Source organism: Actinoallomurus oryzae (genome assembly GCF_039541955.1).
Lineage (GTDB): Bacteria > Actinomycetota > Actinomycetes > Streptosporangiales > Streptosporangiaceae > Actinoallomurus > Actinoallomurus oryzae.
Window position 1 is genome coordinate 47,671 of record NZ_BAABHF010000017.1, and the last position, 18,070, is coordinate 65,740.

Consider the following 18,070-nt stretch of genomic DNA (forward strand, 5'->3'; position numbering starts at 1 on the left):
CTTATTGGACCGGCCCCGAATCTGGGCGGGCGCCACTTCGCCACGGGACCACAAGCGGCCGATCCCCTGGCGCACAGCCGCAGGCAAACCCACGCCGCTGATCGACGTACGGAGCCGGCGGCTGCGGCTCTTCGGCAGCGGCCTGCACGGCTCCCCCACGCTCGACCGCGCCGCCGCGTTCTCCTATGAGGACCTGCTCGGCCTGCCGTCCCGGGAGATCAGCGCCTTCATCGAGTGCACCGGCAACGGCCGCGGCTTCTACAGCACTCAGCAGAACCAGCAGGTCAGTGGCACCGCGTGGAAACTCGGCGCCGTCGGCATCGCACGCTGGCGCGGCGTTCCGCCGTCGGTCGTGCTCGAACGCGCCGACCTGACGAGACACGCCGTCGACGTCATGCCGCGCGGCCTGGACGCCGACTACGGCGACGCGGGCACGAACCACGGACGGGTACGCCGCCCGATCCCGGTCGCCAAGGCCCTGGACGACGTACTCCTCGCGTACGAGATGAACGGCCGGCCCCTGCCGCCCGACCACGGCTTCCCGGTACGCGTGGTGGTGCCCTCATGGGTGGGCATCTCCTCGATCAAATGGGTCGGCGACATCGAGGTGTCCGACGCCCCGCTGTTCTCCCCGTGGAACACGCGGTACTACCGCCTGTTCGGCCCCGGCCATCCCCCGAGGGCAGCGCGCCGCTGACGCGCCAGGTGATCAAGAGTGCTTTCTAGCTACCGTGGGACGCGACACTGAGCGCGGGCCGTACGACCGTGCTCCACGGCCGATCGTGGTCCGGCCACGGAACGGTCCGCCAGGTAGAGGTGAGCACGGACGGCGGCGCGAACTGGCGACAAGCCCGCACGCACGGACCGGGCAGACCCGGCGGGTGGCTCCGCTGGGAGTTCCCACGGCACCCCGACGGCACCGGCCCGCACACGCTGCTCGCCCGCGCGACGGACACCACGGGAACGACCCAGAACACCGCCCGTTACAACACGCTCGGCTATCTCTTCGACGCGGTGGTGAGGCCCCCGGTCACAGTGTCCTGAGCCGCGAAAACGACCGGCGACACCACCGAACCCACCAGCACTCGACCTCCGCCGCCTTAGGCGAAATGTCACCGAGGCCCAAGCATGAGTGCCGATCCCCGGCACCCTCATACGTCCACCGGGCGCGGGGTCGGAGACTCTCGATTGTGAGGGGCCCCCACACCATGCCAGAACCAGGTGAGGGTGCCCCTCACACAACCGGCAACCGGCAACCGGCAACCGGCGAGTGCGCACATGGCGTCAGGGTGTTGTGAACGCCGGGTTGGTGCGCAGTCGGCCGACGCGGCGGGACTTGCGCCCGGGGGCGCTGCTGCGGACCTCCGGAGCCCGGTGCTCGAGCGCGGCGGCGGCTGCCGCGCAGTGGCGTGCAGGCGCTGATCGACCGGACGCCGGCGCACCTGCGGCGCGCGGCGACCCACCGAAGCGGCGAACCCACGCTCCAGAGAGAGGCGCGGTCACCGAGGCCCAAGCGTGAGCGCCGATCCCCGGCACCCTCATACGTCCACCGGGCGCGGGGTCGGAAACTCTCGATTGTGAGGGGCCCCCGCACCATGCCAGAACCAGGTGAGGGTGTCCCTCACACAACCGGCAACCGGCAAACCGGCAACGGGCGAGTGCGCCCATGGCGTCAGGGCGTTGTGAACGCCGGGTTGGTGCGTAGACGGCCGACGCGGCGGGGCTTGCGTCGGGGGGTGCTGCTGCGGACCTCCGGAGCCCGGTGCTCGAGCGCGGCGCGGAGTTGAGCGCGACCGCGGTGGATGCGGCTGCGCACGGTGCCCATCTTGACGCCCAGGGTCGCGGCGATCTCCTCGTACGACAGGCCCTCGATGTCGCACAGGACCACCGCCGCGCGGTATTCCGGAGCGAGGGCGTCGAGTGCCGTCTGGATGTCGCCGTCGAGATGCTGGTCGTCGTACGCCTGCGCCGGGCTGGGCTCACGGCCGCGCAGCCGCTCGGCCGCGTCGTCGGCGAGACCTTCGAAGCGGATGCGCTGCTTGCGGCGGACCTGATCGAGGAACAGGTTGGTCGTGATGCGGTGCAACCAGCCCTCGAACGTGCCGGGTGTGTAGTTCGACAGAGAACGGAACACCCGGACGAAGACCTCCTGCGTGAGGTCCTCGGCGTCGTGCTGGTTTCCGGTCAGCCGGTACGCCAGGCGGTAGACGCGCGCGGAGTGTTCACGCACGATCCCGTCCCAGCTGGGCGGCGTCCATGCCGCCGAGTCAACCTTCACCTGTCACCCCCGAGAGTGGTGTGTATTTCAGAGTCTTGCGGGTGGGAGGTAAGAGCGATGTAAGGCCGCCGATCCCGTCTCACGATCTCAAGCATGGCAGCGCGCACCTCCTCGAACGTCGCCCGTCAGACGGGTCTTGGGTGGCACCTCGTCCACCGCGGGGCGGAGAGGGGCACCCGCCGCTTCATCCTCTGGAAGTAGAGGCACGCACATCCTCACCACTCCTTGATACGCCCGGAGTCCGCAAAAGGTTCACCGACTCGTGATCGAACTTTGACACAAGAGCGCCTCGACACTCGAGCAAACCAAGGCAACGACGTACCCAGGCAAACGAAACCCATGCCAGAAACCCCAGCGAATCCCAGAACCAACCCCGCCGCCCCCACCCAGCCACCAGGAGACGGCCACGAAAGCCACCACATGACCACCGCGACGACAACCCAATGTCACGACCTGGACAACCCACCGACCAACGCAGGACCCAGCACACCACGAACCCACACCGAAGATCCCAGCCAGATCGCCCGAGCCGACAGACGCAGAGGCCAACCCGAAGAGCCGAAGACGGCGAGCAACCACCGGAGGGGGCGCGGGGCAAAGCCCCGCATCGGGGGTTCCAGGGGGTCGCCCCCCTGGAAAAACACAAGCGGGCCCAGGCGAAGCCACCCCAGAGGGGATGGCGAGCAGCCTGACCCGCCTCGGCTCCCCCGACTGGACTCGAACCAGTAACCTGCCGGTTAACAGCCGGCTGCTCTGCCAATTGAGCTACGGAGGATCGCGCGACGGCCGCTTCGTGCGGTCGTCCCGACGGCTTCCAAGGTTAGCGTATTCCAGGGGTGCTCGTTTCCTCCCCGACTGTCAGAGCGGACGGGGGGTATGTCTAACTCGACCGGCAGAGGAGATGGCCATGAAGTATCGCTTTGGGTTCCTCACGGGAGCAGCCGTCGGATACGTGCTGGGCACACACGCGGGGCGAGAGCGCTACGAGCAGATCAAGCGGCTCTCCCGGCGTGTCGCGGAGAACCCCACCGTCCAGGAGGCCGCCGGCATCCTGCGCGCCCGGGCCGGCGAGCTGGCCGGCACGGCCCGGCAGAAGGTGGGCGACAAGGTGTACGACAAGGTCCCCGGCATGCACCGGGATCGCCAGGACACCGCCGGCATCAGCTGACCCGAAGCCACCCCGGCCGGTGGACCCCCACCCGGTCGTTCCTGATCCGGCAGGCTCACCGGTCGGATCGGCGATCCGTAGCGGTCCCGTGGCGAACCGTCATGCGCACGCCCGGCGCCCAGGCGACGTCGGGCACCCTCCTCGGTGGGGTCCGAGACCCCCACCGGCCAGCGTCCGAAGAGGCGTGTCACGAGGGCCGCCGGCTCCCACCGTTCGGCACCCGGACACGAAGGTGATCGGCGCACATCCTTGAGCGACACCAGGGATCGTTGAGCTGATCAGAGACGCTCGGGAAGGAGCCGGCGCGGGATACCGGCCCACCCCACCATCAGCCGATCCGGCGGACGCGGCACGTACCGGACCACGACCCGCCCCGGCAGGCTCGAAGAGGACCGATGCCCTCGGCCGCAGGCCTCTACCGGCCCGCTTCACGCCGAACGGCCACCGCGCCCCCACTGAGCCCATGAAGATCACCCGGGGCACCGGAGGCGCCCGCCGACCGCCGTCGGCGGTCAGGGAGGCTCACAGGCCCGTCTGGCGGCGAATCTCCTCCATCGCCTGCTCGGCCTGGGCGAGCAGACCCGGGTCGGAAGGGTCGAGGCCCGGGTCGAAGACGAGTGTCCAGCGGGGTTCGCCGCCGCCTTTCGCCGGGCGCCGGGCGGCGATGCGGACGCCGCCACCGCCGGGCAGCTTCACGTGGGTGCTCACCACGACCGTCGCGGTGACCCGTTCGCGTACCGCCTCCGGGACCGAGCCGGGTTCGGACAGGTGGACGGAGTGCCGCGCGCCGCCGACCTCGCGTACGACGAGGACGCCGTCCCTCCACGCGGCCTGCTCGACGCGTTCCCACGGCAGGCGGGTGAATCCGGCGCCGTCCTGGAAGTGCAGCGCGGCGTCGGTCGCGACCGTCTCGCCGCTGACCGCCAGAACCCGTTCTCCCCTGCCGAGGGTCAGGCCGTCGGGCAGATTCCGCCGCCGTGTCAGTCGCATGCGATCACGCTACCGCCCCATGGACGTCCCATTACCGGCGCGAGCGGCGATCCACGCCGATCCCGCCGCCAACGTCGAGCGGGGTTCCGCCCGCCGGACCGGGCGGCCGCGCCACGTCATGGGCATCGCCGCGAGCCGAGCAGGTCGAGGACGAGCGCGGCGGACCAGCTGAAGTCGTGGCTGCCACGGCCGGTGCCGTCGAACGGGTCGAAGCACTCACGGAACCCCGACTGGCGTACGAGGCGCAGGGTCGAGCCCAGCAGCAGGTCCGCGACCGCGTCCAGGTGGTGGGTGACCGCGCCGAGCCACACGAGCCAGTTCGTGTTCACCCAGGTCGGGCCGCGCCAGTACGCCCCGCGGTCGAACACCGCCGACTGGACGTCGCAGGTCGGCACCGGATAGCCCGTCGCGCCGGCGAACCGCGCGGACAGCAGCAGGTCGGCCAGGCTCCGTACGATCGCCGCGGGCAGCTCCGGGTCCAGCAGCGGCACGAACCCCGAGATCGTCGCGGCGGGGATGAGCTCGTCCGTACGGACGTCGCGGGCGCGGAAGCACCCGCCGTCCCACAGCCGGTCGACCATCGCGCCGTGGATCCGCTGCGCGGCCTCGCGGTGCGGACCCGGGTCGGCGCCGGCGAGCTCGGCGACCTCGGCCAGAGCGTGGGTCGAGGCGAGAAGGACCGCGTTGAACAGCGGATCCTCCACGACGAACGGGTGATCGTCGCGCAGGTACTCCGCCCGGTACCCGGCGTCGCGCATCGACCGCATGAGCAACACGTGCCGGTCGGCGACGGCCCCGTCGGCGCTCTGCTCCCGCGCGTACGGCGACAGGGGCGGCTCCACGGCCTGGAGCGGCCGGTCCCAGGCCGGGCTGTTCTCCAGTCCGGACTCCCACGGATGGCAGAGGCTGACCAGCCCGAACCCGGCGACGTCGCGCTCGCGTTCGAGGTAGGCGTGCTGGGCGGCGAGCCGCGGGTACAGCCGCGTCAGGAACGCCCGGTGCTCGCCCGCGCCGGAGCCGGGGCTCTGCGCGAGCCGCAGCGCGGCGAGCGCCTGCAACGGCGGCTGGGCCAGCCCGGAGGTCTCCACGCCGCGCGGGGCGTCCGGCTGGGCGCGGCTGCGCCAGAACTCCGGCCCCGGGAAGAACGCGTTGCCCGCCACGCCGGAGCTGAACACGATGTGCGGCACGAGGCCGGTCGCCCACTGCCCGCGGAACACCGACAGCAGCTCGCCCCGGGCCCGCTCGGGCCGGTGCCGGGCCAGGCCCAGGCTGACGAAGGCCGAGTCCCAGCTCCACTGGTGCGGGTAGAGCCCGGGCGAGGGAACCGTGGCCGTGCCGGTCCAGTTCGCGTCGAGCACGCGTGCGGCGGCCGCCCAGACGGTCGCCTCGTCACCCATGAGCCGCAGCCCCATTATCACAGCGTACGGAACGCCCGCACCGTCGGCGATGCCTGTATCGCCCGAAAACCGGGCGATCCAGTAGTCCGGCCGTAAAGGATGATCTTGTTGATGGGGGTGCTGGACGAGCGGCACAGACCAGGGCCCCGGCCGCCGCGCGGAGTTCTTGTCATCAGCACGGCGGGCCAGGGCCTGGCCGACTCTCCTCGGTCCGCGCGCCCGAAGGAGCGAGCGAGTCAGGAAAGCCAGTCGGCGTAGCGGGTGGGGGCGAGGTGAGCGTTCTTGTCGGTGAGGACGTCACCCTTGACGGCGGCGAACATGCCGGCGGTGGGGTCGGTGACGACCGTACGCTTGTCGCCCTTGTGGGCCAAGGTGATCCGGCCCAGCTCGTCCAGGGAGAAGATCTCGGGGCCGCCGATGTTGCGAATGCCGTTCAGCGGGGCTCCCGCGGCGACCTCCGCCACCGCCTGGGCCACGTCCTTGGCGGCGATCGGCTGGATCGGTGTGGCGGGCAACCGGACGGTGTCGCCGTCGCTGGTCCAGGACATGGCGGCGTCGATGAACTCCATGAACTGCGTCGCCCGGACGATCGAGTAGGGGATCGGCCCGGCGGTGAGGATCTCCTCCTGGAGCACCTTGGCGCGGTAGTAGTCCAGCTCCGGCACCTGATCCACCCCGACGATCGAGAGGATGACGACGTGGCCGACGCCGCCCTTCCGAGCCGAGGCCAGGAGGTTGTCCATCGAGGTCCTGAAGAAGGCCGGGGAGGCTTCGTCGAAGGTCGGAGAATTCGTCAGGTTGACGACGACGTCTGCTCCGGCCACCGCCTCGTCCAGTCCCCGGCCGCTGATGACGTCGACTCCGGTGGACTGCGAGTGCGGCACCGCTTCGTGCCCGGCGGCGTTGAGGTTCTTGACGACCTGCGACCCGATCAGCCCGGTACCGCCGATGACTGCGAACTTCATGACATGCCTTTCGATGGTGGGATAGGTGTGCAACGTGGCGCATGGACAACGATGTGGAGCGGCGAAAGACAGGGTTGTGATCAGCCGGCGGCCGGCGGCTTCAGTGACCGTCGACGAACGTGACCGTCTCGTCGAGCGGCGCCCGGCCCATACGGGCGTGATCCACCGTGACATCCTCGAACCCGATCGACATGCCGCAGAACAGGATGAGTTCGTCCGGAGGTGACAGGGCCTCCGCGACGCTCCTGCGATATTTCGCCCATGCCATCTGCGGGCAGCTGTGCAGCCCTTCAGCACGGAGCAGCAGCATGACGGTCTGCAGATACATGCCGACATCGGCCCATTGAGGCAAGCCCAGGCCGCGGTCGATGTAGCAGAACAGAGCTGCGGGCGCGCCGAAACACTCCCAGTTCGCGGAAGCGGCCCTCTGGCGGGCCTCCAGGTCCTCGCGCGCAATGCCGAGTGCACCGTAGCGCTTCTCGCCGAAGTCGGATCGGCGCTCGCGGTACGGGGACTTCAGCTCGGTCGGGTACTGGTCGTACTCCGGCTCGTCCCAGGGGTCTCCAGCGGCCAAGCGCTCGCCGGCGAGTCTCTTGACCTCGGCCAGCGGTCCGCCGGTCAGCACGTAGACGCGCCACGGCTGAATGTTCGATCCGGACGGCGACCGGGCCGCCGCGGACAACACGCGCTCCAGCGTCTCCCTCGGGACCGCCCGGTCGACGAACCCGCGTACCGCCCGTCGGCTCAGGACCGCCTCATAGACGTCCATGATCGCCTAAGTCCCGCCTGCTCGACATAGTCCATCTTGTCACACTCGATATAGTATCACTCGATACCATATTGAGTGTAACTAGATCCTGCGCTTACGCCCCACCGTCCGCAGGATCGGCGATACGGGTCAGCAGGTCCGTCAGTCGCTCGTGCTCACCGGGCTCCAGTTCGGCGACCAGGTGCTCCGCCAGCGGCTCCGCCGCAACATGGGCGCGGTCGAAGATCTCGAGTCCCTGAGGAGTGATCTCCACCGCCCGCGCCCGCCGGTCCCCCGGAACGGTCTTGCGTACGGCCAGCCCTCTACGCTCCAGGTCGTCCACGACGCGCATGATCGCCGCCTTGTCCGATCCCGTGGCCGTAGCCAGGTCCCGCTGCACCGTGGGCCCGCGGTTGACCAGGACGATCAGCACGGCGAAATGCCGCAGCTCCAGGTCGAGCGGCCGGAGCGCCTCCGTGAGCACGGCGGCCGCGCGCGCGTGCGCCCGGCGCAGCAGCAGGCCGAGAGCGAACGGCGACTCATCCCCGGGGCGGTCGGTCGCACGCGCGGTGGCGGCGCGGTGCGGAACGTCGGCGGCCATAAGGCCACACTACTGCTGGCCGTTCATTCGATACCATTTCATTTGAAACTAGATGCGACCGGCCGTGGCCTTCTCGCGCCCGCCGATCCCGCCTGAGACGCCGCGGCCGACGCCCCGAACGTGGTCGCACGGCGTTCTAGGCGAAGAGCGTCTCGCCCCAGTAACCGCCCTTGCGCGGGCCCGGCGGGCAGGCGAAGACGCCGGAGCCGACGTGCTCGATGTACTCGTTCATGTGGTCGTTGCCGGCGAGCCTGTTCTGCAGCGCGACGAACTGCTTGCGCGGGTCCCGCTGGTAGGCGATGAAGAACAGGCCGGCGTCGAGACGGCCCAGCCCGTCGCTGCCGTCGGTGAACGAGTAGCCGCGGCGCAGGATCCGTACGCCGCCGTTGCTGTCGGGGTGGGCGAGGCGTACGTGCGAGTCGGCCGGCAGCTTGGCGAGCGGCACCGGATCGTGCTCGTGCTCGGCACCGTACGGGTTGCCCTCGCCCTTCGTGCGGCCGAAGGTGTCCTGTTGCTCCTTGAGCGAGGTGCGGTCCCAGGTCTCGATGTGCATGCGGATGCGGCGGACGACGACGTAGGACCCGCCGGCCATCCAGGGCGTGCCGTCTTTGGCCGAGGCCCAGACGTGCTCGTCGAGCGCCTTGTGGTCGTCGCCGGAGATGTTGCGGGTGCCGTCCTTGAAGCCGAACATGTTGCGCGGCGTCTGCTGGTCCGGCGTCGTGGAGGAGGTCTTGCCGAAGCCCAGCTGGGACCAGCGCACCGCGACGACGCCGAACCCGATCCGCGCCAGGTTGCGGATCGCGTGCACCGCCACCTGCGGATCGTCGGCGCAGGCCTGGACGCAGATGTCGCCGCCGCTGCGGTCGGGGTCCAGAGCGTCGCCCGGGAAGTGCGGCAGGTCGGCGAGGGCGGCCGGGCGCCGCGCCTTGAGGCCGAACCGGTCCTTGCCGTCCTTCTCGAACAGCGTGGGGCCGAAGCCGACGGTGAGGGTGAGGCGCGACGGGGGCAGGCCCAGGGCCTCCCCGGTGTCGTCGGGCGGCGACTCCGGCAGGCCACCCGCGGCCGAGCCGTACGGGCGGCCGGCGGTCAGCGCGGCGCCGGCCGCCGTCCACTCCTTGAGCATGCGGATCAGGCGGTCGCGGTCGTCGGTGACGACGTCGAAGGCGGCGAAGTGCAGGCGGTCCTGCACGGGCGTGGCGATGCCGCTCTGGTGGGCGCCGTAGAACGGCACCGCCCCGTCGTCGGCGGGCTGCTCGACGGCCTGGGCGACGCTGACCAGGCCGGCGCCGGCCGCGGCGCCCGCGGCCAGCGTCGCACCCGAGTAGGCGAACAGCCGTCGTCTGGAGACCTCGGTCACTTGGCGACCACCCCCGCGAGCTTGGACAGCGGCTCGGCCAGGGCGTTCACCTCGTCCGACAGCTCCTTGCGCTGGTCCTTGCCGACGGTGTCGTAGGAGACGTACCCGTCGCCCTTCTCGTACTTGGTCAGCAGCTTCTGCACCTTGGCGAACTCGTCGGTCAGGTCGGAGGCCAGCCCGGCGTCCCGCTCCTGCACGACCGGCTTGAGCAGCTCGAAGGCCTTCTGCGCCCCGTCGACGTTGGCCTTGAAGTCGCTCAGGTCGGTGTGGGAGAAGGTGTCCTCCTCACCCGTGATCTTGCCGGTGGCCACCTCATCGAGCAGCTCCTTGGCGCCGTTGGCCATCGACGTGGCGGTGATCGACGCGGTGCCGACGCGGGTCTTCAGCGTCTCCAGGTCCTTGACGAGCTGGTCGGCGTACGGGCCCTCGCCCTTGAGCGACTTGGTCTTCCAGAGCGCCTTTTCGATCTGGTGCCAGCCGGTCCACTTGTCGCCCTGCTTGAGATCGGCCTCGCGAGTGTCGACCTTCGGGTCGATGTCGCCGAAGGACTCGGCCACCGGCTCGATGCGCTCCCAGCCGACGCGCGAGGGCGCGAACTCCGCCTTGGCGCCGGCGATGTCGCCCTTGGACACCGACGCGGCGAACTTCTTGGCCTTGGCGAGGGTGTCGTCGACCTGCTCTCCGACGTAGGTGCGGTACGAGGCGACGGCGGCGTCCAGGCGCGGGTCGCCCGCCTTGCCCTTGCCGGTGACGGTGAAGGTCTGGGAGGGCCCCTTGCCGGTCATCCCGGCGCTGCACAGGACCTTGTACGTGCCCGCGGTGAGCGTGACGGTGATCTCCGCGCCGGTGCCCGGGCCGATGTTCTCCCGCTCGGAGACGATCTTGCCGTCGGGCGCGAGGATCTCCAGCTCGTTGACCTGGGAGCCCTTGTTGGTGACCTTGAAGGTGGTGGCCCCGGCCGCGCCGCTCTTGGCGCCGACCTCGCACGAGGAGTCGGTGGCGGTGACCTCGATCGCGCCGCTCTTGCCGCCCGACGCGTCGTCCTTCCCGCACGCCGACAGCAGGGACAGCGAGGCGATGACCGCCCCCGCGGTGGCGATCAGGTGGGCAGGGCGCATGGGGTCTCCAGCGTGAGAAAAGGGGTTAGGTCTGCCTAACTTAGCCTCACCTAACCTCGGTTCGTCAAGCCGTGCGGCTGAAGACCGGGTGCGAGCTTGCTCACCATTTCCCCGGAAACCGGACCCATGAAAGAGGATAAGCACCCCACGACCTCGCGAAACACCCCCGGCCGCCCTCGGAGGAAGGGCGGCCGGGGGTGTCGTTCGGCCGCGCACGGCCGCAGGACGAACCCGCGCGTTACTCCAGGTACTCGCGGAGCATCTGCGCGCGCGTCGGATGACGCAGCTTCGCCAGCGTCTTGGACTCGATCTGCCGGATGCGTTCCCGCGTCACCCCGAACTCCCGGCCGACCTCCTCCAGCGTCCGCGGGTGACCGTCCGTCAGGCCGAAACGCAGCTGGATGATCCGCTGCTCACGGTCCGACAGCGACCCGAGGATGCCGTCGAGCTGGTCCTGGAGCAGGATGAACGCCGCGGCCTCGATGGGCACCACGGCGTCCGCGTCCTCGATGAAGTCGCCGAGATCGGAGTCTTCCTCCCCGATCGGCGACTGCAGGGACACGGGTTCCTGGGCGACGCGCTGAATCTCGATGACCCGTTCGGGGGAAAGGCCCATCTCCGTGCCGATCTCCTCGGGGGTCGGTTCGCGACCGAGGTCCTGGTGGAGCTGGCGCTGCACCCGCACCAGCTTGTTGATGGTCTCCACCATGTGGACCGGAATCCGGATGGTCCGCGCCTGGTCGGCGATCGCCCGCGTGATCGCCTGGCGGATCCACCAGGTCGCGTAGGTCGAGAACTTGTACCCCTTGGTGTAGTCGAATTTCTCGACGGCACGTATCAGGCCGAGATTTCCCTCCTGAATCAGGTCGAGGAACAGCATTCCGCGGCCGACGTAGCGCTTGGCGATGGACACCACCAGACGCAGGTTGGCCTCGATGAGTCGTTGCTTCGCCCGGACTCCGTCGCGGGCGAGCTGTTCGAGGTCGTCGCGTTCACCGGGAAGAAGGATGGCCGCACCGGCCACCTTCTCCTCGGCGAACAGCCCCGCCTCGATCGATTTCGCGAGTTCGACTTCCTCTTCTGCCGTGAGTAGCGGCACGCGGCCGATCTCTCGCAGGTAGATACGGACCAGGTCGCTCGTCGGCGCGCGACGGGAGACATCGTCTCCGTCGACGCGCGCCGAGTCCTCGTGCGCGCTGCTGGACTCGAGGACTTCGACACCCTGCTCTCCCAGAATCCGGACGACTCGGTCCACCGAGTCGGCCGGAAGGTCAGAGCGGTCGAGCGCGGCAGCCACATCGTCGACTGTGATTCCGCGCTCTCTGCCGCGTGCGACGAGGTCCGCCACCTGCTCAACCGACGGCGTCTCGCTTGGCAGCACTGAAGGGCCCACGATGACAGTGTGCGTCAAGGTGCCCGCGTAACGGGGGACCTATTTTTCGGTCACTTCCCTCACAAGGAACCGATTCCGCGCTCGCGCAACTTGTGTCTCTGCTGTTCAAGGGCCATGAGATCGCCGAACAGGCGGCGATGCTCCTCGCCGTGCTCGACCGGATTCAGCCGTCCTAGTTTGGACTGCAACTTGGCGATCTCGCGCGTTACCTGCACTTCCTGCAATCTGGACAGCTGCGATTGGGCATATCGGTCGTCCGGAAGTCCGTTGTAACGCAGCGGTTCCACGGCGAGACTCGTGACCAGGGCTCTGACCTCGTCATTCGGCGCGGCGTCCCGCAGCCGGCCGGCCCATTCCGGTCCGGTCGCGGCGGCGGTGCCCCCGAGTTCGGCGATCAGCCGGCACACCACCGCGTGGCCGGGGACGAGCATCGCGTCCGGCGCGACGGCGTCGAAGCCGGGCCCGAGCAGCGCCGGCCGCTGCACCGCGAGCTTCAGGGTCTCCCGCTCGACCCGGACGATCGGGTCGTTGGGGTCGTACGCCGGGGCGGCCGGCGGCGCGGGAGCCTCCGCGACCTCGGCGACGGCCCGGCGGCCCCGCGAGTCGCCGCGCCGGCGCGAGGCGTGCTCGCGGACCCGGCGCAGCACGAACTGCTCGTCCAGGAAGCCGGTCCACTTGTCCAGGTCGATGGCGTACCGGTCGCGCATGCCGCGGTCACGGATGCCCGCGATGATCGGCGCGGCGGCGTCGATCGCGGCCAGCCGCCCCTCGGTCGTGTCGAGGTCGTACTTCTCGATCGTCGCGCGGATGGCGAACCGGAACAGCGGCACCCGCGAGGCGACCAGGTCGCGCACGGCGGCGTCACCGTGCTTCATCCGCAGGTCGCAGGGGTCGAGCCCGTCCGGCTGCACGGCCACGAACGTCTGGGCGGCGAACTTGTGCTCGGACTCGAACGCCCGCAGCGCGGCCTTCTGCCCGGCCGCGTCGCCGTCGAAGGTGAAGATGACCTCGCCGCTCGCCTCGTCCTGGTCCATGAGGAGCCGGCGCAGGATCTTGATGTGCTCGTCGCCGAACGACGTGCCGGAGGTGGCGATCGCGGTGCCGACCCCGGCCAGGTGGCAGGCCATGACGTCGGTGTAGCCCTCGACGATGACCGCCTGCCGCCGCCGGGCGATCTCCTTTTTGGCCAGGTCGGCGCCGTACAGCACCGATCCCTTCTTGAACAGCGGCGTCTCGGGGGTGTTGAGGTACTTGGGGCCGTCGTCGCGCTCCTCGAGCCGCCGCGCGCCGAACCCGACGACGTCGCCCGTGAGGTCGCGGATCGGCCAGATCAGCCGCCCGCGGAACCGGTCGATCGGCCCGCGCCGCCCCTGGCTCGCCAGCCCGCCGGTGATCAGCTCCTTGTCGCTGAAGCCGCGCCCGCGCAGGTGGCGTACGAGCGCCTCCCATTCGTTCGGGGCGTAACCGACGCCGAACCGCTCGGCCTCCTCACGCCCGAACCCGCGCTCGGCCAGGAACCGCCGCCCGATCTCGGCCGCCGGGGTGAGCAGCCGCTCGGCGTAGAACTCGGCCGCGGCCCGGTGCGCCTCGACCAGCCGGGTCCGCTCCCCTTTCTGCCGCCCGGGGACGTATCCGCCCTCGGTGTAACGAAGCTGAACCCCCGCCTTGGCCGCGAGCCGCTCGATCGCCTCAGCGAACGACAAATGGTCGATCTTTTGAACGAAGGCGATCGCGTCACCACCTTCGCCACAGCCAAAACAATTTCCTGTCAAGATATTGTCTTCAAGGACAAAGGCATGCCCCTCGTCAACAACGGCACAGAAGACCTCTTCGACCCGGCCGGTCTCCTCAACGGACTTGACCACCCAACCCCGCCGCGCGAATTTTTTCGCTGCGGACTGGAACCGGAAGCGGTGCTCATCGATGAGGAAGAAGTCCTCGGTCAGGTCGTCGTTGACGAAGTGGATCCGGAAGATCGAACTGGGCTCCCTACCGGGGAACCCCTCTCTGACCTGCTCGGTGATGCCGTACGTACCGATCCCCAGGCGGGCACAGAGGGTACGGACATACTCTAGGATCTCCCGATCGGCGCAGTGCAACATGGCCGTACCGTCCTTGGCCACGTGCCCATCCGCGGCAACGTAGCCGGCAAGCCACCCATAGAGGTACGACTCTGACTCATCGAGCGAGGGCTTATCTTTAAAGAACGCGGGAAGATCCAAAACGCAAAGTACGCCATCCAGCCTCTGCTTGACTCGGCTATACGGAAACCATTTCAGCAGCTGGGCGTCTTTATTCCCACACAGATATGCCATGCTTCCAGCATCACGACGGGTCCCATCCCCGAACGTAATGCCGTGCGCGATCCCAAAGGGCGATGGATCGAGGCCAGAGGTACGCGCAGTCGGGAAGACGTACGCGAGGCGGTGGTCCGGTCTCAGCTCGCGGGTCGTCAGCTCGCGGTGCCGGTCGCGCTTCTTGCCCGCGCGGACGAACCAGCGGTGCTCGGCGGTGGCGTAGATCTCCTTGCGCTGACCGTTTCGTCCGAGAACGATGCGCATGAGCGGTTGGATGCCGAACGAGTAGAACGGAGCGTCGTGCCACTGGGCGTCGCGCCCGAGGATGCGGTGAGTGCCGCCCGCCAGCTCGCGGATCGGCCGCAGCCCCTGCCACGTCAGCACGCGTGTCTCGCCGGCGAGGCAGTGCCAGAGGCCGTTTGAGACGTTGAAGGACGGGGACTTCTCGTCGTGGAACGGGCAGAGGCCCTTCAGGGCCCCGCCTCCGGCGTTGCGGAGCTGGACGTACTCCCCCACGACGGCGTCGATCGGTGACCGCTCGCGTACGAGTGCGATGTCCTCATCACGGATCCGGCCTGCCACGTCGGCAGTCTAGTCGCGCGGTGCCGCACGTGAGCCCGCGCCCCACTATTCGCGACCACTGGACAAATCACGGACTTACGAGGTGTACTGGCTCAACTTCGGTGGGCCATAACGGATTCCGCCGGCTCTTGTCATCGGGTGCACGGGGACCCCGGCGGCGCAATCCCGCACGCGACGGTCGGCCATTCACGGCCGTCGCGGTGAGCATGAGGTGTCGTTAGCGATGACCGAGGTCGTTCTGGACGCGGTGAACAAGGTCTATCCGGACGGCTTCCACGCGGTCCGCGACCTGACCCTGCGCGTACCCGACGGCGAGCTGTTCGTCCTGCTCGGACCCTCCGGATGCGGGAAGTCGACGATCCTGCGGATGGTCGCCGGACTGGAAGAGATCACCTCGGGCAGTCTGTGGCTCAGCGGAGCGCTCGCCAACCATCTTCCGCCGCGCGAGCGGAACCTGGCGATGGTCTTCCAGAACGGCGCCCTTTACCCCCATCGAAACGTCCGCGGCAATATCTCGTTTCCTTTGGAGGTCGCGGGCGAGAACGACGCCGACTCCCAGGCGCGGATCGTCGAACTGTCGCGCGCGCTCGGCATCGAGGAGACCCTTCACCGGCTCCCCTCGACCCTGTCCGGCGGTCAGCGGCAGCGGGTGGCGATGGGCCGGGCGCTGATCCGCCAGCCCGGGATCTTCCTGATGGACGAGCCGCTGTCCAACCTGGACGCGGGCCTGCGCACCGAGCTCCGCATGGAGATCGGCGCGCTCGTACGCTCCCTCGGCGTGACCACGCTGTACGTCACGCACGACCAGACCGAGGCGCTCACGCTCGCCGACCGCGTCGCGATCCTGCGCCGCGGCGTCCTGGAGGACGTCGGCACGCCCCAGCAGGTGTACGACGACCCGGCGACGATGTTCACCGCGGCGTTCCTCAGCGCCCCGCCGATCAACCTCGTCCGCGCGACGGTGCGCGCCGACCAGAACGACGGCGTCGTCCTGGGCATCGGCGACCAGCGGCTGAGCCTCCCCTGGTCCGACTCGCGGGCCACCGCGCTCGTGTCACAGCACGGATCGTCCGTCACGGTCGGCATCCGCGCCGACGCGATGCGCCCGGACCCGGACGGTCTGATCTCCGGGCGGGTGCGGGCGCTGGAGTTCCACGGCCACGAGTGGCTGGCGCACGTGGAGGCGGGCGTGGTGCTCGTCGACGCGGAGGCGTTCCGCGACGACCAGCCACAACAGACTCAGGAGACGGGACGGGAGAGCGTGCTGCGCCGGCTGCTGCGGACGACAGGACTCACGTCCGAGGAGGCCCCGGTCCACCCGGTCTCCCACGGCGGCACCCACCGCCGGTCCGACCTGGTCTTCCGCCTGGAGAGCCGGTCGGGCATCGCGGCGGGCGACACCGTACGCCTGTCGGTCGACGCCGAGCGGATGCTCCTGTTCGGCGAGGACGGCCGCCGCGTCGACAAGGTCGATCGCTGACGCCCCCGGCACGACCGGCGCGCGGTCAGCTCACCGGGTCCAGGCGCAGTACGGCGGTGCGGCCGACGTGGGGCAGGATCTCCTCGACCGGCGCGTCCGGGGCGAACGGCAGCAGCGGGTCGCGGTACTCCACCTGGGGCAGGTAGGTCGCCAGGACGCGCGCGGCCTCGTGGCCCTCGACCATCACCGGCCTGCGTTCGGTGTCGGCGCCTCCCGGGCCGTCGCGTTCGACGCGGCAGCGGCCCGCGGCGACCAGGTTGCGCACCCAGTCGCGCGCCCGGGTCGCCGAGCACACGTACAGACGGCCGTCGAGGGCGGTCACGTTGACGCCGAACGGTCTGGCCGCGCCACTGCGGCGTCCCACCACATCGATCACCCGCGCCACCGGCCTGCCGTCGGCGTACGGCTCCACCGGCTGTGCGCGGAGGTGTTCGATCATCTTCCGTGCGGCCTCGTCCATGGCGACCCCCCTAACCGGTCCGTCGGACCACTTATCTGCCGCGGAGTACGATACGGTCCGCCGGACCGGTTGGGCAAGAGAGGGAGGGCCGCCGTGACGGAACGCGCCGACGCCGCCCGCAACCGCGCCGCGGTGCTCGACGCCGCCGACGCTTTGTACCGCCGCGACGACGCCGGCCGGGTGACCCTCGCGCGGATCGCCGAGGCCGCCGGCGTCGGCAAGGCCACCGTCCTGCGGCGGTTCGGCAGCGTGGAGGGGGTCGTCGAGGCCGTGCTCGCGCCTCGGGTCGCGGCGCTGCGGGACGCGGTGACGACCGGCGACCCGCCGCTCGGTCCCGGCGGAGCGGCCGGCGAGGCGCTGCACGCGTACGTGGACGCCCTGTTCGACTTCGTCCTCGCCAACCGGACGCTCATCCGCGCGCTGGAGCACAGCCGCCCCGACGCCTACTACGCGAACCCGGCGAGCCGGTTCTGGGTGGAGGAACTGACCCGCCGGATCGGTGCCGCCGAGCCCACCGCCGACGCGGGCTACCTGGCCCATGTCGTGTTCACCGCGCTGCGCGCCGACGTCGTCGACTACCTGCGCGCCGACCAGCGGATGAGCACCGGGCGCCTGCGCGCCGGGCTGCACTCTCTCGTGGGCCGCGCGGCGGGCTGACGGCGATGCCGGTCAGCGGTCTTCAGCGCACGCCCTGGGACTCCTCGAGGTAGGCCATGACGCCCGCCGGCTCCTCGGCGAAGAAGACCAGGCTCGAGAGGGGGCACGGCAGGAAACCCTCGTCCTCCATCCGCCGGAACTGCTCCTTCAGGCCGTCGTAGAAGCCCGCGCTGTTCAGCAGCACCAGCGGCTTGTCGGTCTGCCCGTGTTTCTTCAGCTCCAGGATCTCGGTCGCCTCGTCCAGCGTTCCGGTGCCGCCCACCATGATCACTACCGCGTCCGCCTTCTCCAGCAGCAGCCTCTTGCGCTCGGCCAGGTCCCGCGCGACGACCATGTCGTCCACGCCGGGCCGCACCTTGTCGACCAGGAAGCTCACCGAGACTCCCATGAGCCGTCCGCCGGACCGGTGCACCCCGTCCGCCACGACCTTCATCAGGCCCGTGTCGGAGCCGCCCCAGACCAGGGTGTGCCCGCCCTTTCCGATGAGTTCCGCCAGCTCACGGGCGGGTCGCGTGTAGGTCTCGGAAAGGTCGGCGGCGGAGAGGAAGACGCAGATGTTCATGCGGACACCGTACGGCC

At 69.8% G+C, this 18,070-nt stretch carries 17 protein-coding genes and 1 tRNA gene; 5 read left to right on the top strand and 13 right to left on the bottom strand.

Annotated elements, in window-relative coordinates; genetic code table 11:
- Positions 1-4 precede the first annotated feature (4 nt).
- Together ABEA10_RS13065 and ABEA10_RS13070 are read left to right on the top strand one after the other, a co-directional pair.
- Positions 5-697 (top strand): molybdopterin-dependent oxidoreductase, encoded by a 693-nt coding sequence (locus ABEA10_RS13065; RefSeq protein WP_345462368.1) that lies wholly within the window; start codon positions 5-7, stop codon positions 695-697.
- 119 nt (positions 698-816) lie between these two features.
- The gene (locus ABEA10_RS13070; protein ID WP_345462371.1) at positions 817-1,044 is read left to right on the top strand and encodes a hypothetical protein; all 228 of its coding nucleotides are present in this window, start codon (positions 817-819) and stop codon (positions 1,042-1,044) included.
- Between the two features lie 628 nt (positions 1,045-1,672).
- Here the strand turns inward: ABEA10_RS13070 and sigE are convergent.
- Together sigE and ABEA10_RS13080 are read right to left on the bottom strand one after the other, a co-directional pair.
- A complete protein-coding gene (gene sigE / locus ABEA10_RS13075; protein ID WP_345462375.1) occupies positions 1,673-2,278 on the bottom strand; it encodes an RNA polymerase sigma factor SigE in 606 nt (201 codons plus the stop codon).
- A gap of 702 nt (positions 2,279-2,980) precedes the next feature.
- A tRNA-Asn gene (locus ABEA10_RS13080) sits at positions 2,981-3,053 on the bottom strand.
- 132 nt (positions 3,054-3,185) lie between these two features.
- Here ABEA10_RS13080 and ABEA10_RS13085 point away from each other — a divergent pair.
- Complete coding sequence (locus ABEA10_RS13085) at positions 3,186-3,446, top strand: YtxH domain-containing protein (RefSeq protein WP_345462378.1); 261 nt, start codon at positions 3,186-3,188, stop codon at positions 3,444-3,446.
- A 522-nt stretch (positions 3,447-3,968) separates the two neighbouring features.
- On the opposite strand, the gene ABEA10_RS13090 is transcribed toward ABEA10_RS13085, so the two are convergent.
- The 9 genes from ABEA10_RS13090 to dnaG form a co-directional block, all read right to left on the bottom strand.
- The gene (locus ABEA10_RS13090; protein ID WP_329257456.1) at positions 3,969-4,436 is read right to left on the bottom strand and encodes a hypothetical protein; all 468 of its coding nucleotides are present in this window, start codon (positions 4,434-4,436) and stop codon (positions 3,969-3,971) included.
- 116 nt (positions 4,437-4,552) lie between these two features.
- Entirely contained in the window at positions 4,553-5,848 is a 1,296-nt protein-coding gene (locus ABEA10_RS13095) for an MGH1-like glycoside hydrolase domain-containing protein (RefSeq protein ID WP_345462383.1), read from the bottom strand.
- 221 nt (positions 5,849-6,069) lie between these two features.
- Positions 6,070-6,798 (bottom strand): SDR family oxidoreductase, encoded by a 729-nt coding sequence (locus ABEA10_RS13100; RefSeq protein ID WP_345462386.1) that lies wholly within the window; start codon positions 6,796-6,798, stop codon positions 6,070-6,072.
- A 100-nt stretch (positions 6,799-6,898) separates the two neighbouring features.
- On the bottom strand, positions 6,899-7,567 hold the full coding sequence (locus ABEA10_RS13105; protein ID WP_345462389.1) for a nitroreductase: 669 nt from the start codon (positions 7,565-7,567) through the stop codon (positions 6,899-6,901).
- Positions 7,568-7,661: 94 nt separating this feature from the next.
- Positions 7,662-8,147, bottom strand: coding sequence for a MarR family winged helix-turn-helix transcriptional regulator (locus tag ABEA10_RS13110; RefSeq protein ID WP_345462394.1), 486 nt, complete (start codon positions 8,145-8,147; stop codon positions 7,662-7,664).
- A gap of 136 nt (positions 8,148-8,283) precedes the next feature.
- Positions 8,284-9,504, bottom strand: coding sequence for an iron uptake transporter deferrochelatase/peroxidase subunit (efeB, locus tag ABEA10_RS13115; protein WP_329257448.1), 1,221 nt, complete (start codon positions 9,502-9,504; stop codon positions 8,284-8,286).
- Entirely contained in the window at positions 9,501-10,622 is a 1,122-nt protein-coding gene (gene efeO / locus ABEA10_RS13120) for an iron uptake system protein EfeO (protein ID WP_345462400.1), read from the bottom strand. Before efeO ends, efeB begins: the two co-directional genes overlap by 4 nt.
- 238 nt (positions 10,623-10,860) lie before the next feature.
- Positions 10,861-12,003: an RNA polymerase sigma factor RpoD gene (gene rpoD / locus ABEA10_RS13125; RefSeq protein WP_329262384.1), complete on the bottom strand. Its 1,143-nt coding sequence runs from the start codon at positions 12,001-12,003 to the stop codon at positions 10,861-10,863.
- Between the two features lie 71 nt (positions 12,004-12,074).
- On the bottom strand, positions 12,075-14,894 hold the full coding sequence (dnaG, locus tag ABEA10_RS13130) for a DNA primase (RefSeq protein ID WP_345462403.1): 2,820 nt from the start codon (positions 14,892-14,894) through the stop codon (positions 12,075-12,077).
- Between the two features lie 223 nt (positions 14,895-15,117).
- Here dnaG and ABEA10_RS13135 point away from each other — a divergent pair, with 223 nt between their 5' ends.
- On the top strand, positions 15,118-16,374 hold the full coding sequence (locus ABEA10_RS13135; protein ID WP_345462406.1) for an ABC transporter ATP-binding protein: 1,257 nt from the start codon (positions 15,118-15,120) through the stop codon (positions 16,372-16,374).
- Between the two features lie 25 nt (positions 16,375-16,399).
- On the opposite strand, the gene ABEA10_RS13140 is transcribed toward ABEA10_RS13135, so the two are convergent.
- Entirely contained in the window at positions 16,400-16,834 is a 435-nt protein-coding gene (locus tag ABEA10_RS13140; RefSeq protein WP_345462410.1) for a PNPOx family protein, read from the bottom strand.
- Positions 16,835-16,927: 93 nt separating this feature from the next.
- Between ABEA10_RS13140 and ABEA10_RS13145 the strand changes: the two genes are divergently transcribed.
- Positions 16,928-17,491, top strand: a complete 564-nt coding sequence (locus ABEA10_RS13145) for a TetR/AcrR family transcriptional regulator (RefSeq protein WP_329257434.1) — start codon at positions 16,928-16,930, stop codon at positions 17,489-17,491.
- A gap of 22 nt (positions 17,492-17,513) precedes the next feature.
- Here ABEA10_RS13145 and ABEA10_RS13150 read toward each other — a convergent pair whose 3' ends face one another.
- Positions 17,514-18,053, bottom strand: a complete 540-nt coding sequence (locus ABEA10_RS13150; RefSeq protein WP_329257431.1) for an LOG family protein — start codon at positions 18,051-18,053, stop codon at positions 17,514-17,516.
- Between the last annotated feature and the right edge of the window lie 17 nt (positions 18,054-18,070).